The organism is Micromonospora sp. RTP1Z1 (assembly GCF_033804685.1).
Taxonomy (GTDB): Bacteria; Actinomycetota; Actinomycetes; order Mycobacteriales; family Micromonosporaceae; genus Micromonospora.
This window is the reverse complement of the sequence record NZ_JAPFQV010000016.1, coordinates 11,066-35,780: the sequence shown is the minus strand read 5'-3', so window position 1 is coordinate 35,780 and position 24,715 is coordinate 11,066. Positions and strand designations below refer to the sequence as shown.

Sequence of the window (24,715 nt, the reverse complement as noted above, 5' to 3'; positions counted from 1 at the left end):
CTAGGCCGGGCTATCGGGCGTCGACCTCGTCGATCTTCTCGGCGCCAAGTGCCTCCCGGAGCAGCTGCACCGCCTGCTCCTCGCTGGACTGCCGGGCGGTCCGCTCGTCGATGACCTCGTCGAGCGGCTCGTCCCCCGGGTCGAACCCCTCGAAGTTCGGTGCCGCCGGCTGACCGCCGCCGGGCCGTCCACCGCCGCCGCGCACCGGCCCGTCGAAGTCCGGGTCGTAAGGCGGCTCGCCCGCCCAGTCGGCGTCCGCGGTCTTTCGCTCCGCCGCCTGGCCACGGCCGGCTCCCGCCGCGGCCGCCCGGGCCGCCGCGATCGCGCTGCTGACCGGGGCGCTCCCGTTGCCGGCCGGGCCGGTCGCCTGCCTCGGCGCGGCCGACGGCACCGCGTTCGGCCCACCCGAGGCTGCCGCGACCGGGCCGGACGGCGCGGGACTCGGCACGGATGCGTCGGCCGCCGGTGCGATTCCGCCGGGACGGGCCGGCTCAGGCCAGTCGCCCTCGCCCACCCCGTCGCTGGCGGCGGGGGTCGGCGCGGCGCCGCCGAGGCGGGCCGGCTCCGGCCAGTCCTCCTCGTCGTCCTGGGCGGTCGGGGCGGCACCCGGGCCACCGGACCCGGCCGGGCCAACACCACCGGTCGGGGCGGCCTGCGGGCCCGCGGACCCGACCGGGCCGGCAGCACCGGTCGGGGCGGTGCCGGTTGACGGTCGGCTCGGCGCGGCGGCCGGTCCCGGTCCGGGCGGAGCCGACACGGGCGCCGTACCGGCCGATCCGGGTGCCGTGCTGGCCGGAGCGGAAGCCGGGCGGGCCGGAGCGGCGGCGGGAGCAGGGCGGCCGGGAGTCGGAGCGGGAGGAGTCGCGCGCGGATTGCCCGGCGAGACGCCATTCCGCTCGCCGGCGACGTCACAGCGGATCTGCCAGCGCCCACCCAGCTCCTCGTAGAGCGCGTCGGTGAGCACCTGGGCGTGGTCGGCCACCATCTTGGCCAGGACCGAGGACTTCACGGTCAGGACCAGCATGTCGCCGTCCAGGTCGCGGACGACCGCGTCGCGCATCAGCGCCGCGATCCGCTTGTTGGTCCGGTTGACCTTGCCGACCACGTCGGGCCAGACCCGGCGTACCGCGACGGCGTCCAGCGCGCCGGGCGCCTCCGCGCCCGGACGGGGCGGGGCCGGGGTAGCCGGGTCGGGCATCACCGCCGCGGGCGGGACCGCCCGTCGGGGCGGCGCGGAGATGGGGGCCGTCGGGGCGGCGTCCGCCGGGGCCGAGGTCGGCGCGGCGGAGACGGGAGCGGCCGACGTCGGCGCGGCCGCCGGGGCCGGTGCGGCGGTGGCCGGCTCGGGGCGTACCGGAGCAGGGGCGGCGGCCGGCGCGGAGCCGGCGGCGGCCGACAGGCTGACGGCGGCGGACGCCGGGACGTCGGCGCCGGCGAGGGTGAGCCGGCGTTCCATCCGTTCCAGGCGCTGGAGCAGCCCACCGGTCGAGTCGTCGGCGCCGGGCAGCAGCATCCGGGCGCAGATCAGCTCCAGCAGCAGCCGGGGCGCGGTGGTGCCGCGCATGTCCACCAGGCCGTTGTGCACGATGTCCGCGCAGCGGGACAGGGTGCCCGGGCCGAGCCGCTGGGCCTGGGCGGTCATCCGCTCGATCTGGTCCGATGGGCCGTCGATCAGGCCCTTGCCGGCCGCGTCCGGCACCTGCTGGAGCACGATCAGGTCGCGCAGCCGTTCGAGGAGGTCGGCGGCGAACCGGCGCGGGTCGTGCCCGGCCTCGGCCACCCGGTCGACGGTGGCGTACGCAGCCGCGCCGTCCCCGGCGGCGAGCGCGTCGCACATCTCGTCGATCAGCGCCGAGTCGGTGACCCCGAGCAGCGCGGCGGCCTGGGCGTAGCTGACCCCCTCCGGGCCGGCGCCGGCGATGAGCTGGTCGAGGACGGAGAGGCTGTCCCGGGCGCTGCCGCCGCCGGCGCGCACCACCAGCGGGAAGACCGCCGGCTCCACCGTGACGCCCTCGGCCTCGCAGAGCTGCTCCAGGTACGGGCGGAGCACCTTCGGCGGGAACAGCCGGAACGGGTAGTGGTGGGTCCGCGACTTGATCGTGCCGAGGACCTTCTCCGGCTCGGTGGTGGCGAAGATGAACTTGACGTACTCCGGGGGCTCCTCGACCAGCTTGAGCAGGGCGTTGAAGCCCTGGGTCGAGACCATGTGCGCCTCGTCGATGATATAGATCTTGAAGCGGCTGCTGGCCGGCGCGAAGAAGGCCTTCTCGCGCAGCTCGCGGGCGTCGTCGACGCCTCCGTGGCTGGCCGCGTCGATCTCGATGACGTCGATCGACCCGCCGCCGTCGGGGGCCAGCGAGCGGCACGACTCACACTGCCCGCACGGCTCGGGGGTGGGGCCCTGCTCACAGTTGAGCGAGCGGGCCAGGATCCGGGCGCTGGAGGTCTTGCCGCAGCCGCGCGGGCCGGAGAAGAGGTAGGCGTGGTTGAGTCGGCCACTGCGCAGCGCCTGGGACAGCGGCTCGGTGACGTGCTCCTGACCGATGACCTCGGCGAAGGTGCGCGGCCGGTACTTGCGGTAGAGCGCCAGTGCCACTCGTCCCGCCTCCTCTCGACCGAGCCATTCTGCGCCGGTCGGGCGCGGGTGACCACCCACCACCCCGTGACCTGACCCGCAGGTACGGTACCGGCGCCCGGAGACAAAAAGGCCTCCCGTGCACCCGGCAGAGCTCGCTTATCCTTGCTGCCTTCCGGCCCTGGGGAGGTTCACGAGATACCGCCGCACGGGAGGTACCACCCAGCCTACCCGACCCGGCGTGGATCTTCAGGGGGTGGTGGGGTGGTCGGCTCGTCAGGGACCTGTAAGCTGTCCGACGGAGGATTCGCCTAGAGGCCTAGGGCGCACGCTTGGAAAGCGTGTTGGGTTTACACCCTCACGAGTTCGAATCTCGTATCCTCCGCCAGCCTGACCAGGCACAACGCAGGGCCGGCCCCATCCGGGGACCGGCCCTGAGTCGTCTCAGGCCCCAACGACTGTCCGGTTTCAGGACCTGCGTGACACTCCGCCCGGTCCTCAGGCCGGCATGAGCTCGACGGCGTCATGCAGCCCGATACGACCAGGGCGTTCGACTGTTGCCCACACGCCGAACGTCATGTCGTGGTGCTCGGCAACCGTCCTCAAGAGGTGGCCATGCTCCGGGGCGTCCTCCTGCGCGAGGTCGATCATGACGCATCGGGTAAGCCGGCGGCGTGGTCGCAACACCAGGTCGGAACCGATACGGACGGCTCGCCCGATCCAGCCATCCTCCGGGAAGTCGCTGCCCGGCACGTCGACGAGCAGATTCGCCCGGAACCGCACGGGGTCGACCGGCTCCCCCACCAGGTCATGGAGTCGCTGTAGGGCGGCGGTGCTGATGAGGCTTACCGGGCCCTCGTCATGGTGCACGACCTCCGCTTCGCGCTCGATCGTCACGCGACGGGCCAGTACCTCGCTCACAGCCTCATGCCCCGCGGGCTCATCCGCAGCGAAGCGACGTCCATCGGGCAACTCCACGACCGGCACTGAATTACCAGAATGTCCGCGCAGCGTGAACAGGCCAGGCATCCGACGGAAGCGACGCGTGCTCTTCCCGCTGCCCAACTTCCCGTCGGCGTCACGCACGGCCCACAAGCGGTCACCAACCAGTCCGCGCCCGTCGACCTCGACTGTTGCGAGCTGCTCGCCAAGCAGTGACTTGATCGGATACCGGCGGATCTCGGCTAGGTTCATCGACCTCACCTTAGATCGCCGAACCGAGGCAAGATCGTCTAGCCGGATGCCGAGCGCGCCTGACGACCGCGGCACACGCGAGAGCGGCCACCTCTGCCTGAGGCGGGCGCTCCGCGTCCGGCGGCGGGGCCAGCCGGTCGGGGCTGCGGAACGGTCGTACACATGTTCCATCCACAGCCTGTGGATGCCGGAGGGATCCGATGAGTTACCAGCTCAGCGCGGTCGTCGCGGACGCCGACCTGCTCCGCGAGCAGACCGATGGCCTGGACCACGCGGTCCTCGCCGCGCTGCGTCAGGAATTCGCGCTGCTCCCGGTGACCCCGCAACTGGTGCAGGAGCTGACCGGATCGCTGCCCGACTTCACGGTCGAGGAGCTGGGGCCGGAGCGGCCGTTCCATCTGGTGCTCTCGCCAGCCCTCGACGAGCTGCTCGCCGGCTGGTCGCGGCGGGGGCCGGTGGCCTACCTGGAGGCCGAGTTCGCCGGCGGACTGGGCAACCAGTCGTCGGTCGTGTGGCTGGGCGGCGAGGTGAGCCGGGGGCCGCATTTCGACGGCACGCTCGACCGTCCGCGCGCCGACTGGCCGATCAACGCGGCGCTCGTCCGGCTCGGCGCGGAGCCGGGACCGTGGATCGACCCGTTCGCCGAACTCGGGCTGTACCTGGAACGCGACACCGCCGGCTGGCTGGCGCACGGCCGACGCGGGCTCACCGCCGACTACTGGGACGAGCTGGCCGAGGAGTGGGAACTCCGGCAATCCGGCCGGCACCAGCAACCTGATCGCCCCGGTCCCGTTGGGGACTGGGGGATTCCATGAGATTGCGGCAATTCATCTTCATTGCCACGCTGATGACGGCTGCCTCGATCGCCGGGAGCGGCGTCCGTCCACAGGGGCCGGACGTGCCGGCCCGGCCGGTCGGCGACGCCGAGGTGGTCGGCCTCGACGGGCTGCACGACATCGAGTTCGGCAGCACCGAGGAGGAGCTGAACCGGCGCGGGATGCTGCGCTCCGACGAGGACGCCTGCGGCCCCATCCTCGCCGGGCACGGCACGGTCAGCCCGGTCTTCTTCGACGACCGGCTGGTGCTGCTCTGGCTGGACGACCCGATGAGCACGCCCGAGGGCATCACGGTCGGCACGCCGGTGAGCGAGGTGCGGGCCAGCTATCCGTCGGCCACCCCGCTGCGGGCGCCGCGAGGCACGTACCGGTTCGACGGGCTGCTCGCCCGCAGCGGCGACCGCGCGTACCTCTTCCTGCACGACGGGACCACCGTCCGGAAGATCATCGCCGGGTACGCCGACTGGGCGCGTCGCCTCTGCGACGAGGGCTATGGCCCCTGCTGACGGACCCGGCCCCCTTGGGCGGTCGGCCCCGGAACACGACGAAGCGCCCGGGTGACCCCGGGCGCTTCGTTGGCGGTGGCGGCGGGATTTGAACCCGCGGAGGGCGTTAACCCTCACACGCTTTCGAGGCGTGCTCCTTAGGCCACTCGGACACGCCACCGCCGAGTAGGGTACAGGACCCCGGGTCTGGACACCGAACCGGTATCGCCGATCCGAGCCTGGCAGGATCTTTGCCATGAGTACGCACATCGGCGCTGAGCCGGGAGAGATCGCCGAGCGGGTCCTGATGCCGGGTGACCCGCTGCGGGCCAAGTGGATCGCGGAGACCTACCTCGAGGGCGCCCGGTGCTACTCGACCGTCCGCGGCATGCTGGGCTTCACCGGCCGCTGGAACGGCGTCGAGGTCTCCCTCCAGGGCTCCGGCATGGGCATGCCCTCCGCCTCCATCTACGCCCACGAACTGATCAACGACTACGGGGTGAAGACCCTGATCCGGGTCGGCTCCTGCGGCGCCCTCAGCGAGGACCTCCAACTGCGGGACGTGGTGGCCGCCATCGGCTCGTCCACCGACTCGAACATGAACCGGATGCGCTTCGACGGGCTGATCGACTACGCGCCGGTGGCCGACTTCGGGCTGCTGCGCACCTCCGTCGAGGTGGCCGAGCGGCGCGGCATCACCATGCACGTCGGCCCGATCCTGGCAGCCGACGCCTTCTACACCGACCGGCCGGACCTCTACGACACCCTCGCCGACTACGGCGTGCTGGCCGTCGAGATGGAGTCCGCGGCGCTCTACACGATCGCCGCCCGGTTCAAGGCGCGGGCGCTGACCATCCTGACCGTCAGCGACCACATCAAGACCGGCGAGAAGACCACCTCCGCCGAGCGCGAGCAGACCTTCAGCCAGATGGTCGAAATCGCTCTGGACACCGCCATCGCCTGACCCTTCCCCCGAGCCCTCGCCGCCCCGTCACCTCCCGGTGGCGGGGCGGCGGTGCTCCAGGTCACGAAATAAGCACGACCGGTCGTGCTTATTTGGGCTAGGCTGCCCACATGACCTCCGACGGCCGCGTCGCCCGCGGCGACCGCACGCGGACCGCGGTGCTGGACGCCGCCGTGGCCCTGGCCACCGAGGCCGGCCTCGACGGGCTCTCCCTCGGACAGTTGGCCGACAAGCTCGGGGTCAGCAAGTCCGGCCTCTTCGCGCACTGGCGCTCCAAGGAGGCCCTCCAGCTCGCCACCATCGACCGGGCGCTGGAGCAGTGGCAGGAGCGGATCGCCGCCCCGGCCCTCCGCGCGCCCCACGGCGTACGCCGGCTGTGGGCGCTGCATACGGCCCGGATCGACTTCTACGCCGCGCGGGTGCTCCCCGGCGGCTGCTTCTTCGCCACCACCGAGTTCGAGTACAACGCCCGCCCCGGCCCGGTCCACGACCGCCTCGCCGAGCTGTTCGACCGGTGGACCGCGTTCCTCGAACAACTCGTGGCCGAGGCGGTCGCCGCCGGCGAACTCCCCACCGGCACCGACGTCCGGCAGCTCGCGTACGAGATCGAGGCGCTCGGGCTGACCGCGGCCATGCGGTCCCGGCTGCTGGACCCGGAGCCCACCTACCGGCACGCCCGCCAGGGCGTGCTCGACCGCCTGCGGGCGTTGTGCCCCGACCCCACCCTGCTACCGGAAGGCCTGTGATGACCCACGCCACCCTCGACCAGCCCGTCGTGCGGTTCGGTCACATCGAGCACGTCCCGGTCCACTTCGACGACCTCGACGCCCTCGGCATCCTGCACAACGCCCGGTACGCGGTGCTGCTGGAACGCGCGCTCACGCCCTACTGGGCCGACCGCGGCCACGCCTACCGCGGGCGCGACAGCTCCCCCGACCTGTTCCACGCGGTACGCGAGTTCACCATCCGGTTCCGCGCCCCGATCGCCACCACCGGTCCGGTGGCCGTGCACTTCTGGCTGGCACACCTTGGCACCAGCAGCGCCGAGTACGCCTTCGAGTTCCGCTCGGTGGACGGCGTCACCCTCCACGCCGACGGCACCCGGGCCATCGTCCGGCTCGACCCGGCGACGCTGCGCCCCGCCCCGTGGACCGCGGCCGGCCGGGCGGTCGCCGAGACACTGCTGCGTCCCGCGCCGCCGGCCGCCTGACCGGCGGATCAGCGGAAGAAGGCGCGGAGCACGACGGCGTTCTCCGCCTCCAGCACCCCGCCGTAGACCTCGGGGCGGTGGAGGGCGCGGCGGTCGCGCAGCACGTCCCAGAGCGAGCCGACCGCCCCGGTCCTGGGCTCCCACGCGCCGAAGACCACCGTGGAGATCCGGGCCAGGGCGATGGCGCCCGCGCACATCGTGCAGGGTTCCAGCGTCACCACCAGGGTGCAGCCCTCCAGCCGCCAGCGTCCCAGCCGCTCGGCGGCCCGCCGCAGCGCCAGCACCTCGGCGTGCGCGGTCGGGTCTCCGGTCAGCTCGCGCTCGTTGCGGCCGACGGCCAGCTCGGCGCCGTCCGGGCCGTAGACCACCGCCCCGACCGGGATGTCCGCGACGGCGTCGACGTCGGCGCTCGCCGTGGCGTCCGGCCCCACGTCGGGACCCGTCGGGCCAGCCGGGTCCGGGCCGGTCACCGCGATTTCCAGCGCCCGGCGCATCCACAGCTCGTGCCGCTGCCGGCGGCCCACCGCTCCCGGGTCGGCCAGCCCCTCGTGCGCGCCCGGGCCGACCCGGCCCACCGCTCCCGGGGTCGGCTGCCCCGGCCGGAGCGTCTCCAGCGCCGGGTCGGTGGCGTCGGCCGGCTCCGCGCCGCCGGGCGGCACGGGCCCGGACGGCTCAGACCTCACGCATCTCCTCGACCTCGTCCCCGCAGCCGAGCACCTGGCAGATCTCCGCGGTCACGTCGGCCGGCAGCATCCCGCCGTGCCCGCAGAGGGCGAGCAGCTTCTGGGCGGAGATGCCCAGGTCGGCGAGGATGTCCGCGTCGCCCACCGGGTCGGCCTCCGGGTCCACCGCGGGCTGCTCGGTGTCGTCGTCCCCGCCGGTGGCGGTCGCCCGCGGCTCGTCGCCGTCCTCCAGGCCGGTGACCGAGGTCTTCAGGTCTCCGACCAGCAGGGCGCCCAGCCGAGACTCCTCGGCGTATGCCGAGTCGGAGCCGAAGACCCGCAGGTCCTCCCCCTCGTCCAGGCGCAGGATCACCAGATACGCGTCGTCCGCCTCGACGAAGAGCAGGGACAGGTCCGCGTCCGGCTCGACGTCGCGCAGCCGGTCGGCGACCTCGTCGATGTCGGTGGCGCCTCGCAGGCTCACCTCGTCGGCGGTCCAGCCGTCCTCGACGCGTACCGCGGCAGCAGCGAAGTACGACACGGTCCCCCCAAATTGGCCTCGGCAGCACGCCGACTCGTCACGCGTGCACGTTAACCGGTCGGGTCGGCAGGCGACCGGTCAACGCCCCGAAGGGCCGGCCAATCCTGGAGAAAGTCGGATCAGCCGGCGATCCGCTTGCGGGTGGCGATGAGCAGGCGCAGGCGCTCGCTCCGGGCCCGCTGCGGCCGTTCTCGCTGCAGTACCGCGCGGGCACCGGCCAACTCGGCAAGGAGCTGCAGGCGGCGGCGGCACCGATCGGGATCGTGCCGCGGGGTGGTCCAGGCCATACCGCCGAGGGTGAACCGTCACCGCACGTACGTCAAGACGGTCTTCGCTGCGCAGCCGGGCGCTCACTGAGAGTCACCAGAGCGGCCAGTCCCCGCTCTGCGCCCAGCCGACCGCGACGACCGCGGCGGCGATGCTCCATCCGCCGGCGGTGACGATCGCGATGCCCGTCGCGACCCCTCGGTCGCCGAACCGCACCAGCACCACAGCGGCCAGCCAGGCCAGCCCACCGGCGATCACCGTCCACCAGGCGTAGCCGGGCACGTCGCGGCCGAGCAGGCCGAAGAGGAGCAGCCAGGCCGCGGCGGTGGCGCCGCCGGCCGCCACCCCGGCACCGGTGACCGGGTACGGCTCGCGCCAGGTGGGCCGGGCCGGCGGCCCGGAGGGGAAGAGCCCCGACGGGGTGCGCGCCGGCGGGTGGCCGGCACCCGGACGCGGCTCGCCGGGTACGGCGTTCCACCCGTTCATCGCCCCTGCTCCCTCCACGGACCGTAGATGCCGCCCTCGGCGCACCAAAGTCACTCAGCGCGACGGCCGGCGCGGCCGGACGCCGGGGCGGCGATCTCGGCGTTCGTCCCTACGGTAGTGGTCTGCCAGGATGACCGGATGCGCTCGCGATCGATCGGACGCCGCCCGCGTTCGGCGTACCCGGTCCTGCTGTTGCTCGCGCCGGCGCTCGCCGCCGGCTGCGCCGCTGGCACCCGTCCCACCGCGACGCCGACGAACGTGTGGGACGGGCCGAGCCCCGTCGCGACGGCCGAGCAGCCCGCCGCGGCCACCCCGACCCCGACGCCGGCCCGCGCCGACCTGCGGCACGTCTTCCCGGTACGCGCCGACAACGTCGCCTACCATCCGACGCACTCCGTGTACCCGGGGACGGACATCTTCGCCGACTGCGGGGAGCCGGTCGTCGCCGTCACCGACGGGCGGATCCTCGAGGTGAGCCGGGTGGACCGGTTCGACAAGCGGGGTCCGCTGGGGCCGTACAACGGTGGCCTCTCGGTCTCGCTGCTCGGCGACGACGGGGTGCGCTACTACGGCTCGCACCTGAGCGCGATCTCCGCCGGCGTTGACGCCGGGGTGCGCGTCCGCGCCGGCCAGCAGCTCGGCCGCATCGGCCACACCGGCAACGCGAACAACGTCTGCCACCTGCACTTCGGCATCTCGCCCGCGTGCCGCGGCCACGACGACTGGTGGATCCGGCGGGGCGTGATCTGGCCGGCCCGGTACCTGGACTCGTGGCGCAACCGGGGCAACCGCGCGCCGGCCGCCGAGGTGGTGGCGTGGCAACGGAAGCATGGCTGCCCGAAGGCGCCGACGACCACCAGCGGCGCCGGCTGACCGGGGTCCACTCGCGACATCCGCCGTCGGACGTCCGACGCGCCCCGCGCGCCGGCGTAGGTTGCAGGGCATGAGTGCCCGGGATCCCATCGCCGACCTGCGCCGGATCGCGTTCCTGCTGGAACGGGCCAACGAGGCCACCTACCGGGTCCGGGCGTTCCGCTCGGCGGCCAAGGTCCTGGCCGCGATGCCGGCGAAGGAGGTGGCTGAGCGGGCCCGCGCCGGCACCCTCACCGAGCTGTCCGGGGTCGGGGACGTCACCGCCCGCTGCGTGGCCGAGTCGCTGGCCGGCGAGGAGCCGGTCTACCTGCGCCGGCTGGTCGCCACCGAGGGCACCGACCTGGACGCCGCGGCCACCGCGCTACGCACCGCGCTGCGCGGCGACTGCCACACCCACTCCGACTGGTCCGACGGCGGGTCACCGATCGAGGAGATGGCGCTCGCGGCGGTCGAGCTGGGCCACGAGTACCTGGTGCTGACCGACCACTCGCCCCGGCTCAAGGTGGCCCGGGGCCTCACCGCGGACCGGCTGCGCCGGCAGCTCGACCTCGTGGCGGCGGTGAACGAGGCGCTGCCCGAGGGCTTCCGCATCCTCACCGGCATCGAGGTGGACATCCTCGCCGACGGCTCGCTAGACCAGGAGGAGGAGCTGCTGGCCCGCCTCGACGTGGTGGTCGGCTCGGTGCACAGCGGGCTGAACGACGAGCGGGCGAAGATGACCCGCCGGATGCTGGCCGCGGTCGCCAACCCGCACCTGGACATCCTCGGCCACTGCACCGGCCGGATGGTCTCGTCGCGCCCCGCCGGGGTGACAGGTGCGGGCGACCGGGCGCACCGACCGCGTACCCGCTCCGAGAGCGACTTCGACGCGGACGCGGTCTTCGCCGCCTGCGCCGAGCACGGCGTCGCCGTCGAGATCAACTCCCGTCCGGAGCGGCAGGACCCGCCGAAGCGGCTGATCCGGCGCGCCCTGGAGGCCGGCTGCCGCTTCGCTATCAACACCGATGCGCACGCCCCCGGTCAGCTCGACTGGCAGCGGTTCGGCTGCGAGCGCGCGGCCCTGTGCGGGGTCCCGGCGGACCGCGTGGTCAACACCTGGGCGGCCGACCGCCTGGTGGAGTGGGCCCGCACCCGCGGCTGACCCGGCACACCGCGCGTTCGGCGGAAAGGTCAGCGGCGGGCGGCAGGCTCGGCGGCGGGCACGGCCGGCGTACCCACGCTGACGGCCGGGGGCGTCCGGCGGCGGCTCAGCAGGCCCTGGGCCACGGCCACACCGAGGAGCACGATCAGCGCGCCGACCGGCTGGTGCCAGTTCATCCGCTCGTCGAGCACGACCGCGCCGACCAGCACCGCGAAGACCGGGATCAGGTAGGTCACCGTGGAGGCCGTGCTGGCCCCGGCCACCCGGATGTTGCGCATGTTGATCACGAAGGCCAGCCCGGTGCCGAGCGCGCCGAGCGCCAGCACGCTCGCCACCACCTCGGCGGAGAGGCTGGTCGGCGCCGGCGGCGCCCCGGCCACCAGCGGCGCGACGACGGCGAGCTGGAGCGCGGCGACCAGCAGCTGCCCGGCGGAGAGCGACAGACCCGAGTACGAGCTGCCGGCCACGAACCGCTTCTGGTACGGAATGGCGACGCCGTAGCAGGCGGCCGCGCCGAGGCACATCAGCTGGCCGGTGAAGTGCGCCCCGCCCACGCCCTCCCAGACGCCGAGCACCACCAGCACACCGAGGAAGCCCAGCCCGAGCCCGACCGCGCGCCGGGTGGTCAGCCGCTCGGTGCGGAACACCAGCACCGCGAGCGGCAGCACGATCAGCGGCGTGGTGGCGTTCCAGATGCCGGCGAGCATCGACTCGACCCGCTGCTCGCCGAAGCCGAACAGGGTGAACGGCACGGCCACGCCGAAGGCGCCGACCACGAACAGGTGCGCCCAGACCCGGGGCTCGCGGGGCAGCCGGTCGCGCAGCACGGCGAGCACCACCAGCAGGGTCAGCGCACCGGTGGCGACCCGGTAGAGAGTGAGGTGCAGCGGGTGCAGCTCCTCGATCCCGACCTTGATGAACAGGAAGCTCGAACCCCAGATCGCGGCGAGCGCCAGGAATCCGGGCAGCCAGCTGCGCAGGGCGGCGCGGTCAGGAGTGGTAGCGGCGGTCACCCCTGACACTCTGCCCGAGCCGTACGACGAAGTCCCGCGCTTTTCGGACGCCGTGTCCACCACCACAGCGGCCAGCCCGAGCTGCCGCCCCGGATCTTGGCAAACAGGGTCAACATCGGGGTACCGAGGTCACGTAGGGTCGCAGCGTGGGACGAATCGATGACCTCGCCAACCGGTACGTGACCGACTGGGCCCCGCTCAGCCCGACCGGTGCCACCTACGTCGGCATCGCCGGCTACGACAACCAGCTCGACGACCTCTCCCCGGAGGGGTACGCGGCCCGCGCCGAGCTGACCCGGCGCACCCTGGCCGACCTCGACGTGACCGAACCGGACTCGGAGACGGAGCGGACCGCCAAGGAGGCTATGCAGGAGCGCCTCGGTCTGGAGCTCGCCCGGCACGAGGCCGGCGAGACCACCAGCGAGGTCAACGTGATCGCCAGCGGACTGCACGAGATCCGCATGGTCTTCGACCTGATGCCGACCGAGGGCGACGGCGCCAAGGCGAACATCGCCGCCCGGCTCAACCGGTTCGCCGGCACGCTGGAGGGCTACAAGACGACGCTGCGCGAGGCGGCCGCCGTCGGGCAGGTCAGCTCGCGGGTGCAGCTGGTCGAGGTGGCCAAGCAGTGCGACGTCTGGACCGACCCCGGCGGCGACAACTTCTTCCACGGCCTGGTCGAGCGGCTCGGCGCGGACGGCACGGTCGGTGCCGAGCTGCGCAAGGGCGCGGCGGCGGCCACCGCGGCGACCGCCCAGTTCGGCGAGTTCCTTCGCACCGAGCTGGCCCCGCAGGGCCGGGAGAAGCAGGCCGCCGGGCGCGAGCGGTACGAGCTGGCCTCGCAGTACTTCCTCGGCGCGAAGGTCGACCTGGACGAGACGTACGCCTGGGGTTTCGCGGAGCTGGCTCGCCTGGAGGGCGAGATGCGGGCGGTGGCCGCCCGGATCGTCGGTCCGGGCGCGAGCGTCGACGAGGCCGTGGCGGCCCTGGACGCGGACCCGGCCCGGACCATCCAGGGCAAGGAGGCGTTCCGGGACTGGATGCAGGCGCTCGCCGACAAGGCGATCAGCGAGCTGCACGGCACCCACTTCGACGTCCCCGAGCAGGTCCGCCGGATCGAGTGCTGCCTCGCCCCGACCAGTGACGGCGCGATCTACTACACCGGGCCGAGCGAGGACTTCTCCCGCCCCGGACGGATGTGGTGGGCGGTGCCGCAGGGCATCACCGACTTCTCCACCTGGCGGGAGGTGACCACCGTCTACCACGAGGGCGTGCCGGGTCACCACCTCCAGGTCGCCCAGACCGCCGTCCGGGCCGAGCTGCTCAACCGCTGGCAGCGGCTGCTCTGCTGGGTCTCCGGGCACGGCGAGGGCTGGGCGCTCTATTCGGAGCGGCTGATGGACGACCTGGGCTACCTGGAGGACCCGGGCGACAAGCTCGGCATGCTGGACGGGCAGGCGTTCCGGGCCGCCCGGGTGATCGTCGACATCGGCATGCACCTGGAGCTGGAGATCCCGAAGGACAACCCGTTCGGCTTCCACCCGGGCGAGCGGTGGACGCCGGAGCTGGGCTGGGAGTTCATGCGGGCGCACTGCCGGGTGCCGGACGAGAACCTGCGCTTCGAGCTGAACCGCTACCTGGGCTGGCCGGGGCAGGCCCCTTCCTACAAGGTGGGCGAGCGGATCTGGCTGCAGGCCCGCGAGGAGGCGAAGGCGCGCAAGGGCGCCGACTTCGACCTCAAGGAGTTCCACCGGCAGGCGCTCGACCTCGGCTCGCTCGGGCTCGACCCGCTGCGCAAGGCGCTCGCCCGGCTCTGAGTACGGGACCGGGGGTCGGGCGCCGGCGGGAAGCCGCCGCCCGGCCCCCGGTCACCAGGGGTGGTGGGAGGAAAGTCAGGCGAGGGCCAGCTTCAGCGTTGGCCGGGCGGTCAGCGTGTCGCTGGTGACGAAAGCCAGATCGATCACCGGGTCGGTGAACGTGATCGGGATGGGCGACGTGACCGGGATGCCGGCTGGGAACGGCAGGTCCGGCGTCAGCGTGATCGTGATGCCGAGGAGCCGGCCGACGAAGCGGGTGGAATAGAACGCCACATCGCCCTGCACGGTCAGCCGGTCGGTCACGTACTGCTGGTTGCGGCCGGCCGACCCGTCCGCGACCAGCTTGAAGTCGTCGGTCACCGCCCTGGCCATGCTGAACTTCAGCGCCTTCAACGTGCCGTTCGCGGTGGGCAGCTCGACGATCCCGTCGAACCGCAGCCCGGTCATGGTCACCTTGGAGCCGGTCAGCTTCGACGGCTTCTCGGCCACCTTCGGCTGCCCCGGATCGGCGGCGATCCGCGGCAGTGACCTGCCCGGCTCGACCTTGCCCGGCGTGGACGGAGTCCTGGTCGGGCAGGCCCCGGACCGGGTGCCCCCGGCGGGCTTCCGGCCGGCCGCCGGGCTGCCGCTCGGGGTCGCCGTGCCGGCCGGTCGGGCGATCGGCGTGGGCGTCGGGCTCGCCGGGGCACCGGCGGCACGGTCGGAGTGGCCACCGCGGAACAGGTCGCCGATCCCGTCGAGGATGTCCGTGAGCACGTTGCCGTTGCGGGTCGGGCTGGCGCTGGGGCTCGCCGACGCGGATGCCGACGGCGACGCGCTCCGGGTGGCCGGGGCGGACGGACCGGCCGGGGACGACGTGGTCGGGCAGGCCGGTGCCGCCCCTACCGGCGTGGGGGCGTGCACGGCGAGCAGTCCGCCGGCGGACAGGCTCAGCGCGACCAGGGTCACCGCGTAGAGCCGGGGATCCCGGGAGCCCGGCAGGTCGGGGCTGGCGCCGGGATCGGCGTGCGGTGCCGGTGCGGGGTCGGCCCCGGCCGCCGGCCGTGGATCGGTGACCGGTGCCCAGGCGAAGCCGAGCGCGCTGCCGACCAGGCCGAGCAGCAGACCGACGAAGAACCCGCCGAGGTTGAGCCCGAGAACCGAGTAGACCACGGTGACCGCCGCGACGATCGAGTAGAACAGCCGCTGCGCCGGGCTGAACCACATCAACATCCCACAGGTGACCAGGATGGTCGGGATCAGCCAGCCGAGGAACCCGGTCGGGCCCAGCTTCAGGGTCAGGCCGGCCAGGCTCATCTGGGTGGAGCCGAACATCTCCACGCCGGCCAGCGCGGTGAACAGGCCGCCCCAGAACGGTCGGGTCCGCCGCCAGTGGCGGAAGCCCTGCCACACCCGGCCGGCGGTGCCTGCGGACCGGACGTGCTGCGGGTTGGCGGTTGTCACGTACTCCTCCTGGCGGGGCTGAGGGACGAGGGGCAGCGACGGAGCCCGCGGAGGTTGCGCTCCCCGGGCCCCGGCTCAGCTCAGTAGCACTCCTTGCCCTTGGCGTCGTCACCGACGTTGACCTTGAGTCGCAGCCCGGTCAGGTTGAAGGTCCCGGCGGTGGTGTAGCGGGCGGTCTGCTCGAGGCCGGTGATCGTGACGTGGTCAGCGTTCTGGCCGAACGAGCCCTCCTTCGCCGACGGGTTCAGGTCGGTCGCGTCCCGACCAATCTTGATCTTGGTGAAGGTCGCGTTGCCGCCCAGGTCGTCCATGGCGATCAACATGTCCTTGGCGGTGGCCGGCTTCCCGTCGCCACCGGCGTTGATGGTGAGCACCACCGGCAGGCCGGGCAGGTCGGCCCGCACCGACTGGCAGAGCTTGGTCAGCTCGGCGTAACCGATCTCGGACAGCGCGACCGGATGCACCTTGCCGTCCTTCTCCCGGACGATGCCGCCGTACTGCTTGAAGTTGTCGCCCTCCAGCCGCTCGGCACCGATCTTGAAGGTCTGGCCCGAGACGGTGATGTTCGCCGCGAGCGCACCGCTCGACAGGCCGAACATCATCACGCCGGTGACCGCGCCGGCGGCCACCATCATCGCGGCGAAGCGCCGCCACCGGGTACGCCCGGGGTTGTCGATCCGATCCTGCACGGATTCCTCCTCGGTGGGGGGTGGTGCTCTCGGGGTGGCACGGTTCAGCGGTGGCGCCCCGAGCCGGGCGGCCACCTGTTACCAGCGGGTAACGAGTTGCCGATGATGGTGCACCCGTGAGTCGAAGGTCACAAGGCCCCGGCTACCGGACGGTAACCCCGCGGCCGCGAACGAAAATCGGGTCGTCACCCGGCGTACCTGAGACCCGGCAGCCAACCTCGCCGGGAATGCCCCAAAGTGGACAAGTCGTCGCAAGATCCATCACCGTGCGCAGTCGAGCCATCGACGAATTACGATTCCGTAACGACCGCTGTGGGTGACGGCGAAGACACCGAGGGGCGGCCCGGCATTCCCGGACCGCCCCTCGATTCCGTTACCTGGTCAGCGCTGGTCGACCTCGCCCGGCGCCGGCCGCTGGGTCGGCACCGTCGGCTCCTCGTCGGAGCGCCAGTTCGTCGACGCCGGCGGGATCTCGTCGGTCAACGGACCGCCCTCCCGCTCCTCGTCGCGGATCGCCTCCCCGTCCACCCAGGTCTCGGTCGGATCCGCCACCGGCGGGCCGTCCACCCGGTGCCGCGCGTCGCCAGCCGAGGCCAGCGCGCCACGACGGGCCACCAGCAGGCCACCGATCATCAGCGCCAGGCCCAGCACGGCCAGGCCGATCGGGGCGTACACGCTCAGCGCGGTGAGCTGCCCACGGCTGTCCTTGGCCCGCTTGACCGAGGCCGCGATGGTCGGCTCGTTGTACTGGAAGTCGGCGTCGAGCAGGGTCGTCGGGGCGCCCGAACTCGGCGTCAGGACCTTGCGCTGCACCTCACGCACCTTGACGTACGCACCGGTCAACGGGTCGACCCAGACGGTCCGGGTGTTGCTGTAGACCACCTTGCCCTCGGTCACCCCGGGGCTGAACTTGGACAGCAGCAGCCCCACCCGGCTCGGGTCGAGCTTGAGCTCCTCGTCAGCGATCACCTGCTCGAACCGGTACGCCTCGAGGCCGTCGATGGTCTCCGTACCGCCGAACTTCGCCGGGCGCACGGACCGCAGGTCGCGGTCGAAGATCTCGTAGTCCCGCTTCTCCGTGTGGAACGGGAACTTGTAGACCTGGCCGGCGAACTTGACCTGCTCCCGCTGGCCGCTGTCGTCGAGGAACTGGCCGTTCCAGTCCACCGCCGCACCAGAGACCCGGTCCAGCGCCAGCTCGGCTCCGTACGCGGAGACCAGCTGCTTGTCGTCCGTCCGGTCCACCGTCTGGCCGACCTTCCACACGACGGCATCGCCGTCGAGGTCACCGGTGAGCTTCGCGGTCGCGTCGCGATCCGGAGTGACCAGGATGGTGGACTTGAGGTTGCCGGAGTTGATCGCGATGTTCCCGTCGCTGATCTGGAGGTACGTCGCGTTGCTGGCCTCGGCCACCGACGTCGAAGGAGCCAGGTCGTAGGGGAGCTTGGTCATCGCGGGTGTAACGACGAACACCAATCCGGCGGCCAGCGCCAGGAGCAGTCCGCCGCCGCCGAACAGCACGGCACCTATGGCGCGGTGCTTCATGTTTCCTCCCTGGAGGAGCTCAATTTCGTCGCTGTCGATCAGTGAGATGGGCGCGAGGTTACTACCTGGTCACATGGCGACGCGACCCCCGGTCAGCCCTTCTTTTCCCGCCGCCGCGGCCTGTTCTCCGTCGAAGGTGGCACCTCGGCCGGCCACCGGGGCCGCCTGGGCCGACTGCCCGCCGGCCTCGTCCGCCGGGCCACCCGCCCGGCGGAGCACGAGCAGGAAGTTCCACGCGGCGATCTCGCGTGCCCCCGGCACCCGGATGATCCACTGCCCCCACCACGGGTGATAGCGCGGCAGCGCGTCCAGCACCTCCACGTCCCGGTTGGCCCGGACCCAGCGCAGCGTGTCGGAGATCGAGACCGGGAAGAGGGTCTCCCGGAACCGGTTCTTCGGCGGCCGGCCCATCCGCCGCTGATAGCGCTGCCGGGCGCGTTCCCCGCCCAGCCAGTGCCACGGCGACGTCTCGTGCCCACCCCACGGCGACAGCCACGGAGTGAACGAGACGAAGAGGACACCTCCCGGTCGGGTCACCCGCGCCATCTCGTCCAGCATCCGGGTCGGCTCGGACACGTGCTCGAGCACATTGGACGAGAAGCAGACGTCCACGGCGGAGGACCGCACCGGCAGGGCTGTGCCGCTGCCCCGGACCATCCCGGAAACCGACTCGCCGGCCGCCGAGAAGTCGCCGACGTCCGGGTCCAGCCCCAAGTAGGTGGCGCCGGCCCCGCGGAAGGCCGCGGCGAAGTAACCCGGGCCCCCGCCGACGTCCAGCACGGTCCGCCCGGCGAGTTCGGTGTAGCCGCCGACCTGGCGTACCGAGTCGTCGGCCAGCAGGCCGTAGAAGTGGTCCGGGTCGCTCTGTTCGCGCCGGAAACCCCGGAACAGGGTCACCGAGCGGCCCAGCGTGGCGAACCGGCGGCGGGCCGCCCGCCCACCGGTCCCGCCGTGCGCACCCGTCATCGCAGCACCGTCCTGTCGTCGTCCTGTCCCGTGGCCGGCGTGCCGCCCGCCGTCGGGGATTCCCCCTCGTCCGCCGGCACCGCTGGGCCCGGATCACCGTCGTCCGCCGCCGGGGGCGTGCCGGGCACCGGGACCACCGCCGCCACCACCGCACCGACCGCGACCAGCATCGCTCCCTGCACCCACGACCCGTACGCCCACTCCTGGCCGTGACCCTGCCAGCGGCCGGACACCGCGGTCACCGTGGCCACGGTCAGCCCACCCAGCACCACCACCGGCAGAGCCCGGAGGGCCAGCTGTCGCAGCAGCATCGCGGCGATCACGATAGCCACCGGCAGAACCCCGCCGAGCGCGGCCAGCAGCAGCACCAGCAGGACGCCGATCGCCCAGGGCGAGCCCTCGGCCGGCAGGCCCGGGTCGTCGACCGGCCGGCGGCGGGCCGGCCAGCAGGCCAGTAGCAGCACGCCGAGCGCGGTCAGCGCGCCGAGGGCCAGGCCACCGCGATACGCGCGGTCCGGCGCGAAGACCAGCCGCACCTCGCCCCCGGCGCCGGCCGGCAGCACCCACGCCTGCTGCCAGCCGTCGACCCGGGTCGACGTCAGCGTCCGCCCGTCCAGGGTGGCGGTCCAGCCCACGTTCGCGTTCTCCGGCACCACCAGCAGCGCCTCGTCGCCCGCGGCCACCCGGACCCGCCGGTCGGTCGGGTCCCAGTCCCGCACCGACACCTCGCGGTGGTGGGGCGCCAGCACCGCCGCGCCCTCCGGCCGCAGGGCGGCGTCCTGCACCACGAAGCCACGCGACGGGGTGGTGACCAACCGGTGCCCGCCAGCCGGCAGGTCCACCACCGGACCGGTCGCGCCGCAGAAGCGGACCGGCAGCGAGCGCCCGGCCACCGCGTCGGCCAGAGTGCCGGTGACGGCCGTGTCGTACCGGAACCCGTCCAGCTCGACGGCCGGGCCCTCCCCGCACGGCACCGAGACCGGGGTGCTGCCGCGCAGCGGGCGGAGCAGGCCGCCCAGCGCGGGGATCTCCACCTCGGCGATACCGGCGGTCGCGGTCCAGCCGTTCCCGCGCCGGTCGGCCTTCCGCTCGGCCGACTGGCGCACCGCGATCTCGATCCGGTCGGTACGCACGGCGGCGAACCGGACCACACCGTCAGCGCCAACCGGCACCACCTGCGCGCGCCCGGGGGTACGCACCTCGACCACCTCGGGCAGCGAGCCGACCGGCAGCTCGGCGGGGCGCAGCCGGAGCTGGTCGATCCGCCGCTGCCCCGGCCAGGCGAGCCGCAGGGTGGGTCGCAGGTCGCCGGTGCCGGCCAGCCACGCCGTGCCCGGATCACCGTCGACAGCCGCGTACGCCGCCACGGCCGGGTCGCCGGCCAGGTACGACGAGGCGCTCGCCGACACCCCGGCCCCGGTCAGCGTCAGCTCACCCCCCGGTCGCGCGACGGCGGTGACCGCGAGCCGGTAGGTGGCCGCGACAGGGCTGCGGAACAGCCGATCGACGCCGAGCGGTTCCTCGCCGACCCGGGCCAGGAACCGGTCGCACCGGATGACACTGCCCGCGGGGCGTACCCCGGGACCGGCCGGCGGGATCGCAACCGGCGCGGCGTCGGACCCGGCGCCCGGCGCGGCGGTCGGGAAGCACGCCGGGCGCTGCCCGGAGCCCCGACTGAACGACCAGGTCACCGGGGTGGCGAGGCCGTCGGGCAGGTCCGTCGGCACGCGCAGCGCCCGGTGCGGAGTGGTCCCCGGGACGGTGAGGTCCCGGATGCCGACCCCGCCGTCGAGCCGGCCCCCGGCGACGGCGAGGACGGTGACCCGGATGGTGCTGGTGGAGCCGGGCAGCGTGTAGTAGGTGTGCGCGCCGATTGTGCCGGCCACGTCGTGGTCGACCGATCCCCGGTCGGTGGTGAGCCGGAACCGGGTCACCGGCCACCCCACCCCGAGGTCATCGACGAAGGCCAGCGACACCTGCGCGACCTCGCGCGGGGTGTCCAGGTCAACCTGCAGCCACTGCCCGATCGGCCCGGCCAGCGGCGCCGACTGCCAGGCGGTGCCGCCGTCACCGTCCACCGCGGCGAACGGCAGGTGCGACGGATCGGCCGGGGCGAGGTTGTCCACGTAGCTCGCGGAGCTGGAGGCGGTGATCTCCCGGAGGCCCTGGTACGTCGCGACCGTCTGGTGCGTCATCCCGCGGAACGGCAGCAGGTCCAGGGCCACCCGGCGCTGCCGTCCCGCCTCCGTGGCGGTCAACGTCTGGCTGAGGTTGTCCCGTACCCGGCCGATGTCCCGCTCGCGGCGACGCAGCCCATCGGTGACGATCCACCGCTGGCCGCCCGGCCGGTCCCGGTCACCGGCGAGGACCACCGGCCGGTCCCGCTCGATCAGCCCCTGTTCCAGCAGCGGCAGCAGCGCCTCCGGCCCACCGCTGACCGTCGGCACGTCGGCGGTCAGCACCGCCGAGGCGGCGGGCACCGGCCGCTGCACCTCGTACACCTCGATGGCCGGCAGCGTTCCGGCGTCGTCGTCCACCGGGCTGCCCGGTACCCGGCCGACCGCGGCGGTGGTGCCGAAGCTGGCCACCCGGACGATGCCCGGCGAGTCGGTGAGCGCACGCCGCAGCACCGCCACCGGCGGGACGTCCACCTGCCCACGCTCGATGTCGTTGCGCAGCAGCAGGTGGCGGAAGCCGGACCGGGCGAGGAAGTCGGCGAGCCCGGCGGAGCCCTGGCCGTGGGCGAGGACGCTCTCGACGGTGTCCATCATCCGGGTGTTGCCGGCCGAGCCGAGCGGGATCTGGTTGCGCACCGCCCACGGCGCGCCGGCCAGCGACTGGAGCGGCTCGTCGACCGTGCGTCCCCACTCGTACTGACCGAAGCCGGTGCCGGGCACGACCAGGGTGCGGGCCAGCGCGTCCCGGTCGGCCAGCCAGGTCGCCGCCGCCCGCCAGTGCGGCGGCAGGTCGTGCCAGCCCGGGCCGGGCCGCAGCAGACCGAGCCAGGCCGGCGCGGCGGCGCCCAGCACGAGCAGGAAGACCGGTACGAACACCAGCGGACGCAGCCGGACCGCGCGTCCCCGCCGGACGGCGGCGGTACGCAGCCGCACGGTGACCGCGTCGACGCCGTGCGCGAAGCCGAGCATCAACGGCAGCCGCAGCACCGGTTCCAGCTTGTGCACGTTGCGCAACGGCGCCAGCGGCCCGTCCAGCAGGTTCCGGACCTGCTCGGAGAGCGGGCTGTCCAAACTGCCGACGTAGCCCATGGTCAGCAGGGTCAGCCCGGCGAGGAAGCCGAGGACCAGGAAGCGGCGCTCGGGCAGCAGGTTGCCCGCCAGCCCGGCCAGGCCGATCAGCGCCACCAACGCGGTGAGCGCCATCAGCACCGGGTTGTCGATCAGCAGCCAGCCGGCCGGCCACCACGGGTCGCCCTGAACGATGTAGGCGACCCACTGGTTCGTGCCACGTACCGCCTGGAAGAGCGAGGCGACCGCGGTGGTGGTGGTGGACGACTCGATGTAGTCCAGGAACGGCAGGCTGTACTGGCCGAGCAGCAGCAACGGCACGATCCACCAGAGGCACGCCGCGACGACCGAGAGGCACCACCAGGCCGCCAGCCGCAGATGCGCGCGGTCCCACCGGCGGGAGAGCAGCCAGACGCCCGGCAGCACGAGGGCCAGCAGCACCACCGCCGCGTTGACCCCGCCCATGCCGAACACGGCCAGGCCGGAGAGCGCGGCCGCCCGACGGGGCGAGCCGATCCGGCGGGCGTTCACCAGCGGCAGCAGCACCCACGGCAGCAGCGCGGCCGAGAGCATCTCCGAGGAGAGCGCGCCGACCTCGGTGAGCATCCGGGGGGCCAGGGCATAGCCGAGCGCGGCCGCGTACCGGGTCGGCTCGGTGCCGATCCGCATTGCCCGGGCCAGCCGGAGCAGGCCGTAGAACGCGGCGCAGAACAGCAGCGCGCACCAGAGCCGCTGGGTGATCCACGGCGGTACGCCGAGCAGCTGGCCGGCGGCGAAGAACGGGCCCATCGGGAACAGGTAGCCGTACGCCTGGTTCTGCAGCTCGCCCGAGGTCGCCTCGGGGTTCCACAGGTGCAGCGTCCGGGCCAGGAAGTGGATCGGGTTCGCGGCCAGGTCGAGCTTGGTGTCGAAGGTGACCTGCCCGGGGCGCTGCCCGAAGGCGATGGCGACGAGCAGGAGCATCGAGAACACCGTGCCGGGCGCGGCGCGGACCGCCCGGACCAGCCGAGTGGTCACCGGCGGCATTCCGGCGGCAGGCAGCTCAGCTTGGCGAGCGCGGCGAAGAAGATCCGTCGCATCCCGCCCGGCTGCTCGGTACGGAACACCTGCCCCCCGGTGGTCTTCGCGATCGCGATCAGCTCGCCCGGGTCGACGTCCCGGCCCAGCCCGATGAAGACGATCGGCAGCGGGCGGCGCGGGTCCTGCAGCGCGGCGAGTTCGGCGAGGAACTTCTCCCGGCCGATGCTGTCCGCGTCCTCGTTCCGCCCGTCCGTCATGATCAGCACCAGGTTGATCCGGCCGGGCGTCCAGTGCCGCCGGGCGTCCTGGTACGCGGCCAGCGTCGTGTCGTACAGGCCGGTCCCGCCCTTCGCCTTGACCCGTACTGCGGCCAGCCGGGCGGCCAGCGTCGCCCGCTGTGCCCGCAGCGGTCCGACCGGCAGGATCTCCCGGTAGTCCCGCTCACCGTCGACCTTCGTCGAGAACACCCAGATCCCGAGCTCGCTGTTGTCCAGCAGCAGGCCGGCGCCCTCCCGGGCCGCCTGGAGCGTCGCGCCCAGCCGGGTCTGGTCGGTGCCGGGCACCCGGGCGGACATCGAGCCGGAGATGTCCAGCACGGTGAGGATCCGGGCGCTGCGCTGCACCCCGCTCCAGCGGGTGAGCACCTCGGTGACCGTCTCCTCGTCCGGCAGCGGCACCGGCTCCCGCTCGTCGGCGCGCAGCCGGCGGTCCTTCGGCATGGCCGGCGGGAAGCCCGCGGCGGTCCGGAAGCCGTACTCGCTCAGCACCCCGCGCGACTCGCGGGTCAGCAGCTCGGACAGGAACCCGGCGGCCGCCTCCCGGACCGCGTCCCGCGCGCCGGGCAGCACGACGTACGGCAGGTCGAGCGAGGGCACCGCCGCCTCCGGGTACGCGGCGACCAGCTTGTCCGCGCCGGCCAGCGCGTTGTGCCCGAGCACCGCCTGCTCCGTGGTGGCGACCGCGTCCGCCCGGCCGGGCAGCCCGGCGCCGGGCGGCAGCGCGACGGACGCGTCCGGGCTGAACGTTCGGCCGGCCAACCGGCGCAGCACCGCCGCCACCGTGCCGTCCGGTGCGCCTTCCCGGGCGGCGAGCGCCCGGACGCCGAGCAGCGCACCCACCCCGGCCGGGTCGACGGCCGGGTCGGGCAGTCCCACCGTCGCCGCCCGGGCCGTCGGGCCGACCAGCGCAGACCAGGTCAGCGGCTTCGCCGGCCAGCCCAGCCGGCGCGCTGCCGGCTCGGTCACCGCCAGCACGACCGGCGTGCTCGCCACCGAGGTGCCCTGCCCGGGCACCTCGAAGGCGCCGCCGGAGCGGGCCCGGCGCAGCCAGAACGTGGACTCGGGCAGCCAGGCGTCGGCGACGTCGGCCGCGCCGGCCAGCTCGCCGGCGACGGCGGCCGACTCCCGGGCCTGGACAGTGATCGACACGCAGGGTTGGCGGCCGGCGGCGGCGCGGACGATCCGGTCCACCGCCGGGGCGACCACCGGGGCGACCGCCACCCGCAGCCCGACCCGTTCGGCGCACTCCGGAGCGCTCCGATCGTCCCGCAGCCAGGTCACCCCGGCCCAGCCGACCAGCAGCAGCACGAGGGCGGCGCTGAGCAGCACCACCGGCGAGCGACGGGCGAGGTACCGCAACGGCGTGGAAGGGCCGCGCACCACTGCAGGTCACCTCCTCGTCGTCACCCGTCGGCACGTCCCGGCCGCAGGTCCCGGGTGTCGCGGGCGGGGGCACACCCTGGCC

Annotated in this window: 21 protein-coding genes, 2 tRNA genes and 1 other RNA gene; 9 read left to right on the top strand and 15 right to left on the bottom strand. The window is 73.6% G+C overall.

Features of this window, described 5'->3' with window-relative positions; all coding sequences use genetic code 11:
• Window positions 1–10 precede the first annotated feature (10 nt).
• Both SLP03_RS10995 and ffs read right to left on the bottom strand, forming a co-directional pair.
• The gene (locus SLP03_RS10995; protein ID WP_319460447.1) at window positions 11–2,596 is read right to left on the bottom strand and encodes a DNA polymerase III subunit gamma and tau; all 2,586 of its coding nucleotides are present in this window, start codon (window positions 2,594–2,596) and stop codon (window positions 11–13) included.
• 107 nt (window positions 2,597–2,703) lie between these two features.
• Window positions 2,704–2,793: signal recognition particle sRNA small type (ffs, locus tag SLP03_RS10990), an RNA gene on the bottom strand.
• 82 nt (window positions 2,794–2,875) lie between these two features.
• Here ffs and SLP03_RS10985 point away from each other — a divergent pair.
• Window positions 2,876–2,963: transfer RNA gene (locus SLP03_RS10985), tRNA-Ser, on the top strand.
• Window positions 2,964–3,073: 110 nt separating this feature from the next.
• On the opposite strand, the gene SLP03_RS10980 is transcribed toward SLP03_RS10985, so the two are convergent.
• Entirely contained in the window at window positions 3,074–3,769 is a 696-nt protein-coding gene (locus tag SLP03_RS10980) for an MOSC domain-containing protein (protein ID WP_319460446.1), read from the bottom strand.
• Between the two features lie 200 nt (window positions 3,770–3,969).
• On the opposite strand from SLP03_RS10980, the gene SLP03_RS10975 reads away from it, so the two are divergent.
• Together SLP03_RS10975 and SLP03_RS10970 are read left to right on the top strand one after the other, a co-directional pair.
• Window positions 3,970–4,584: a hypothetical protein gene (locus tag SLP03_RS10975; protein WP_319460445.1), complete on the top strand. Its 615-nt coding sequence runs from the start codon at window positions 3,970–3,972 to the stop codon at window positions 4,582–4,584.
• A gap of 32 nt (window positions 4,585–4,616) precedes the next feature.
• Entirely contained in the window at window positions 4,617–5,111 is a 495-nt protein-coding gene (locus SLP03_RS10970) for a hypothetical protein (RefSeq protein ID WP_413644500.1), read from the top strand.
• Window positions 5,112–5,181: 70 nt separating this feature from the next.
• Here the strand turns inward: SLP03_RS10970 and SLP03_RS10965 are convergent.
• Window positions 5,182–5,271, bottom strand: a tRNA-Ser gene (locus SLP03_RS10965).
• A 75-nt stretch (window positions 5,272–5,346) separates the two neighbouring features.
• On the opposite strand from SLP03_RS10965, the gene deoD reads away from it, so the two are divergent.
• The 3 genes from deoD to SLP03_RS10950 all read left to right on the top strand — a co-directional run bounded on the left by deoD (window position 5,347) and on the right by SLP03_RS10950 (window position 7,264).
• Window positions 5,347–6,054 carry a purine-nucleoside phosphorylase gene (deoD, locus tag SLP03_RS10960; RefSeq protein ID WP_319460443.1) on the top strand — a complete coding sequence of 236 codons (708 nt, stop codon included), beginning with the start codon at window positions 5,347–5,349 and terminating at the stop codon, window positions 6,052–6,054.
• A gap of 110 nt (window positions 6,055–6,164) precedes the next feature.
• A complete protein-coding gene (locus SLP03_RS10955) occupies window positions 6,165–6,800 on the top strand; it encodes a TetR/AcrR family transcriptional regulator (protein ID WP_319460442.1) in 636 nt (211 codons plus the stop codon).
• Window positions 6,800–7,264 carry an acyl-CoA thioesterase gene (locus SLP03_RS10950; protein ID WP_319460441.1) on the top strand — a complete coding sequence of 155 codons (465 nt, stop codon included), beginning with the start codon at window positions 6,800–6,802 and terminating at the stop codon, window positions 7,262–7,264. Before SLP03_RS10955 ends, SLP03_RS10950 begins: the two co-directional genes overlap by 1 nt.
• 8 nt (window positions 7,265–7,272) lie before the next feature.
• Here SLP03_RS10950 and SLP03_RS10945 read toward each other — a convergent pair whose 3' ends face one another.
• From SLP03_RS10945 to SLP03_RS10930, 4 genes are all read right to left on the bottom strand, one after another.
• The gene (locus SLP03_RS10945) at window positions 7,273–7,758 is read right to left on the bottom strand and encodes a nucleoside deaminase (protein WP_319460499.1); all 486 of its coding nucleotides are present in this window, start codon (window positions 7,756–7,758) and stop codon (window positions 7,273–7,275) included.
• 178 nt (window positions 7,759–7,936) lie between these two features.
• Window positions 7,937–8,467, bottom strand: a complete 531-nt coding sequence (locus tag SLP03_RS10940) for a tRNA adenosine deaminase-associated protein (protein WP_319460440.1) — start codon at window positions 8,465–8,467, stop codon at window positions 7,937–7,939.
• A 119-nt stretch (window positions 8,468–8,586) separates the two neighbouring features.
• Window positions 8,587–8,754, bottom strand: coding sequence for a hypothetical protein (locus SLP03_RS10935; RefSeq protein WP_319460439.1), 168 nt, complete (start codon window positions 8,752–8,754; stop codon window positions 8,587–8,589).
• A gap of 73 nt (window positions 8,755–8,827) precedes the next feature.
• Window positions 8,828–9,220: a hypothetical protein gene (locus tag SLP03_RS10930; RefSeq protein ID WP_319460438.1), complete on the bottom strand. Its 393-nt coding sequence runs from the start codon at window positions 9,218–9,220 to the stop codon at window positions 8,828–8,830.
• A 138-nt stretch (window positions 9,221–9,358) separates the two neighbouring features.
• Between SLP03_RS10930 and SLP03_RS10925 the strand changes: the two genes are divergently transcribed.
• A complete protein-coding gene (locus tag SLP03_RS10925) occupies window positions 9,359–10,093 on the top strand; it encodes a M23 family metallopeptidase (RefSeq protein ID WP_319460437.1) in 735 nt (244 codons plus the stop codon).
• Between the two features lie 70 nt (window positions 10,094–10,163).
• Window positions 10,164–11,234 (top strand): PHP domain-containing protein, encoded by a 1,071-nt coding sequence (locus tag SLP03_RS10920; RefSeq protein WP_319460436.1) that lies wholly within the window; start codon window positions 10,164–10,166, stop codon window positions 11,232–11,234.
• A 29-nt stretch (window positions 11,235–11,263) separates the two neighbouring features.
• Here the strand turns inward: SLP03_RS10920 and SLP03_RS10915 are convergent, their stop codons facing one another.
• Window positions 11,264–12,247, bottom strand: coding sequence for a DMT family transporter (locus SLP03_RS10915; protein ID WP_319460435.1), 984 nt, complete (start codon window positions 12,245–12,247; stop codon window positions 11,264–11,266).
• A gap of 146 nt (window positions 12,248–12,393) precedes the next feature.
• Between SLP03_RS10915 and SLP03_RS10910 the strand changes: the two genes are divergently transcribed.
• Window positions 12,394–14,064, top strand: coding sequence for a DUF885 domain-containing protein (locus SLP03_RS10910; RefSeq protein ID WP_319460434.1), 1,671 nt, complete (start codon window positions 12,394–12,396; stop codon window positions 14,062–14,064).
• Window positions 14,065–14,139: 75 nt separating this feature from the next.
• Here the strand turns inward: SLP03_RS10910 and SLP03_RS10905 are convergent, their stop codons facing one another.
• From SLP03_RS10905 to SLP03_RS10880, 6 genes are all read right to left on the bottom strand, one after another.
• Complete coding sequence (locus tag SLP03_RS10905) at window positions 14,140–15,507, bottom strand: DUF6114 domain-containing protein (protein WP_319460433.1); 1,368 nt, start codon at window positions 15,505–15,507, stop codon at window positions 14,140–14,142.
• 80 nt (window positions 15,508–15,587) lie between these two features.
• Window positions 15,588–16,196, bottom strand: coding sequence for a DUF6230 family protein (locus SLP03_RS10900; protein ID WP_319460432.1), 609 nt, complete (start codon window positions 16,194–16,196; stop codon window positions 15,588–15,590).
• A 381-nt stretch (window positions 16,197–16,577) separates the two neighbouring features.
• Window positions 16,578–17,741, bottom strand: a complete 1,164-nt coding sequence (locus SLP03_RS10895) for a DUF3068 domain-containing protein (RefSeq protein WP_319460431.1) — start codon at window positions 17,739–17,741, stop codon at window positions 16,578–16,580.
• Between the two features lie 69 nt (window positions 17,742–17,810).
• On the bottom strand, window positions 17,811–18,707 hold the full coding sequence (locus tag SLP03_RS10890; RefSeq protein ID WP_319460430.1) for a class I SAM-dependent methyltransferase: 897 nt from the start codon (window positions 18,705–18,707) through the stop codon (window positions 17,811–17,813).
• A complete protein-coding gene (locus tag SLP03_RS10885; RefSeq protein WP_319460429.1) occupies window positions 18,704–22,978 on the bottom strand; it encodes an alpha-(1->3)-arabinofuranosyltransferase in 4,275 nt (1,424 codons plus the stop codon). Before SLP03_RS10885 ends, SLP03_RS10890 begins: the two co-directional genes overlap by 4 nt.
• Window positions 22,966–24,633, bottom strand: coding sequence for a substrate-binding and VWA domain-containing protein (locus SLP03_RS10880; RefSeq protein WP_319460428.1), 1,668 nt, complete (start codon window positions 24,631–24,633; stop codon window positions 22,966–22,968). Before SLP03_RS10880 ends, SLP03_RS10885 begins: the two co-directional genes overlap by 13 nt.
• Window positions 24,634–24,715 lie beyond the last annotated feature (82 nt).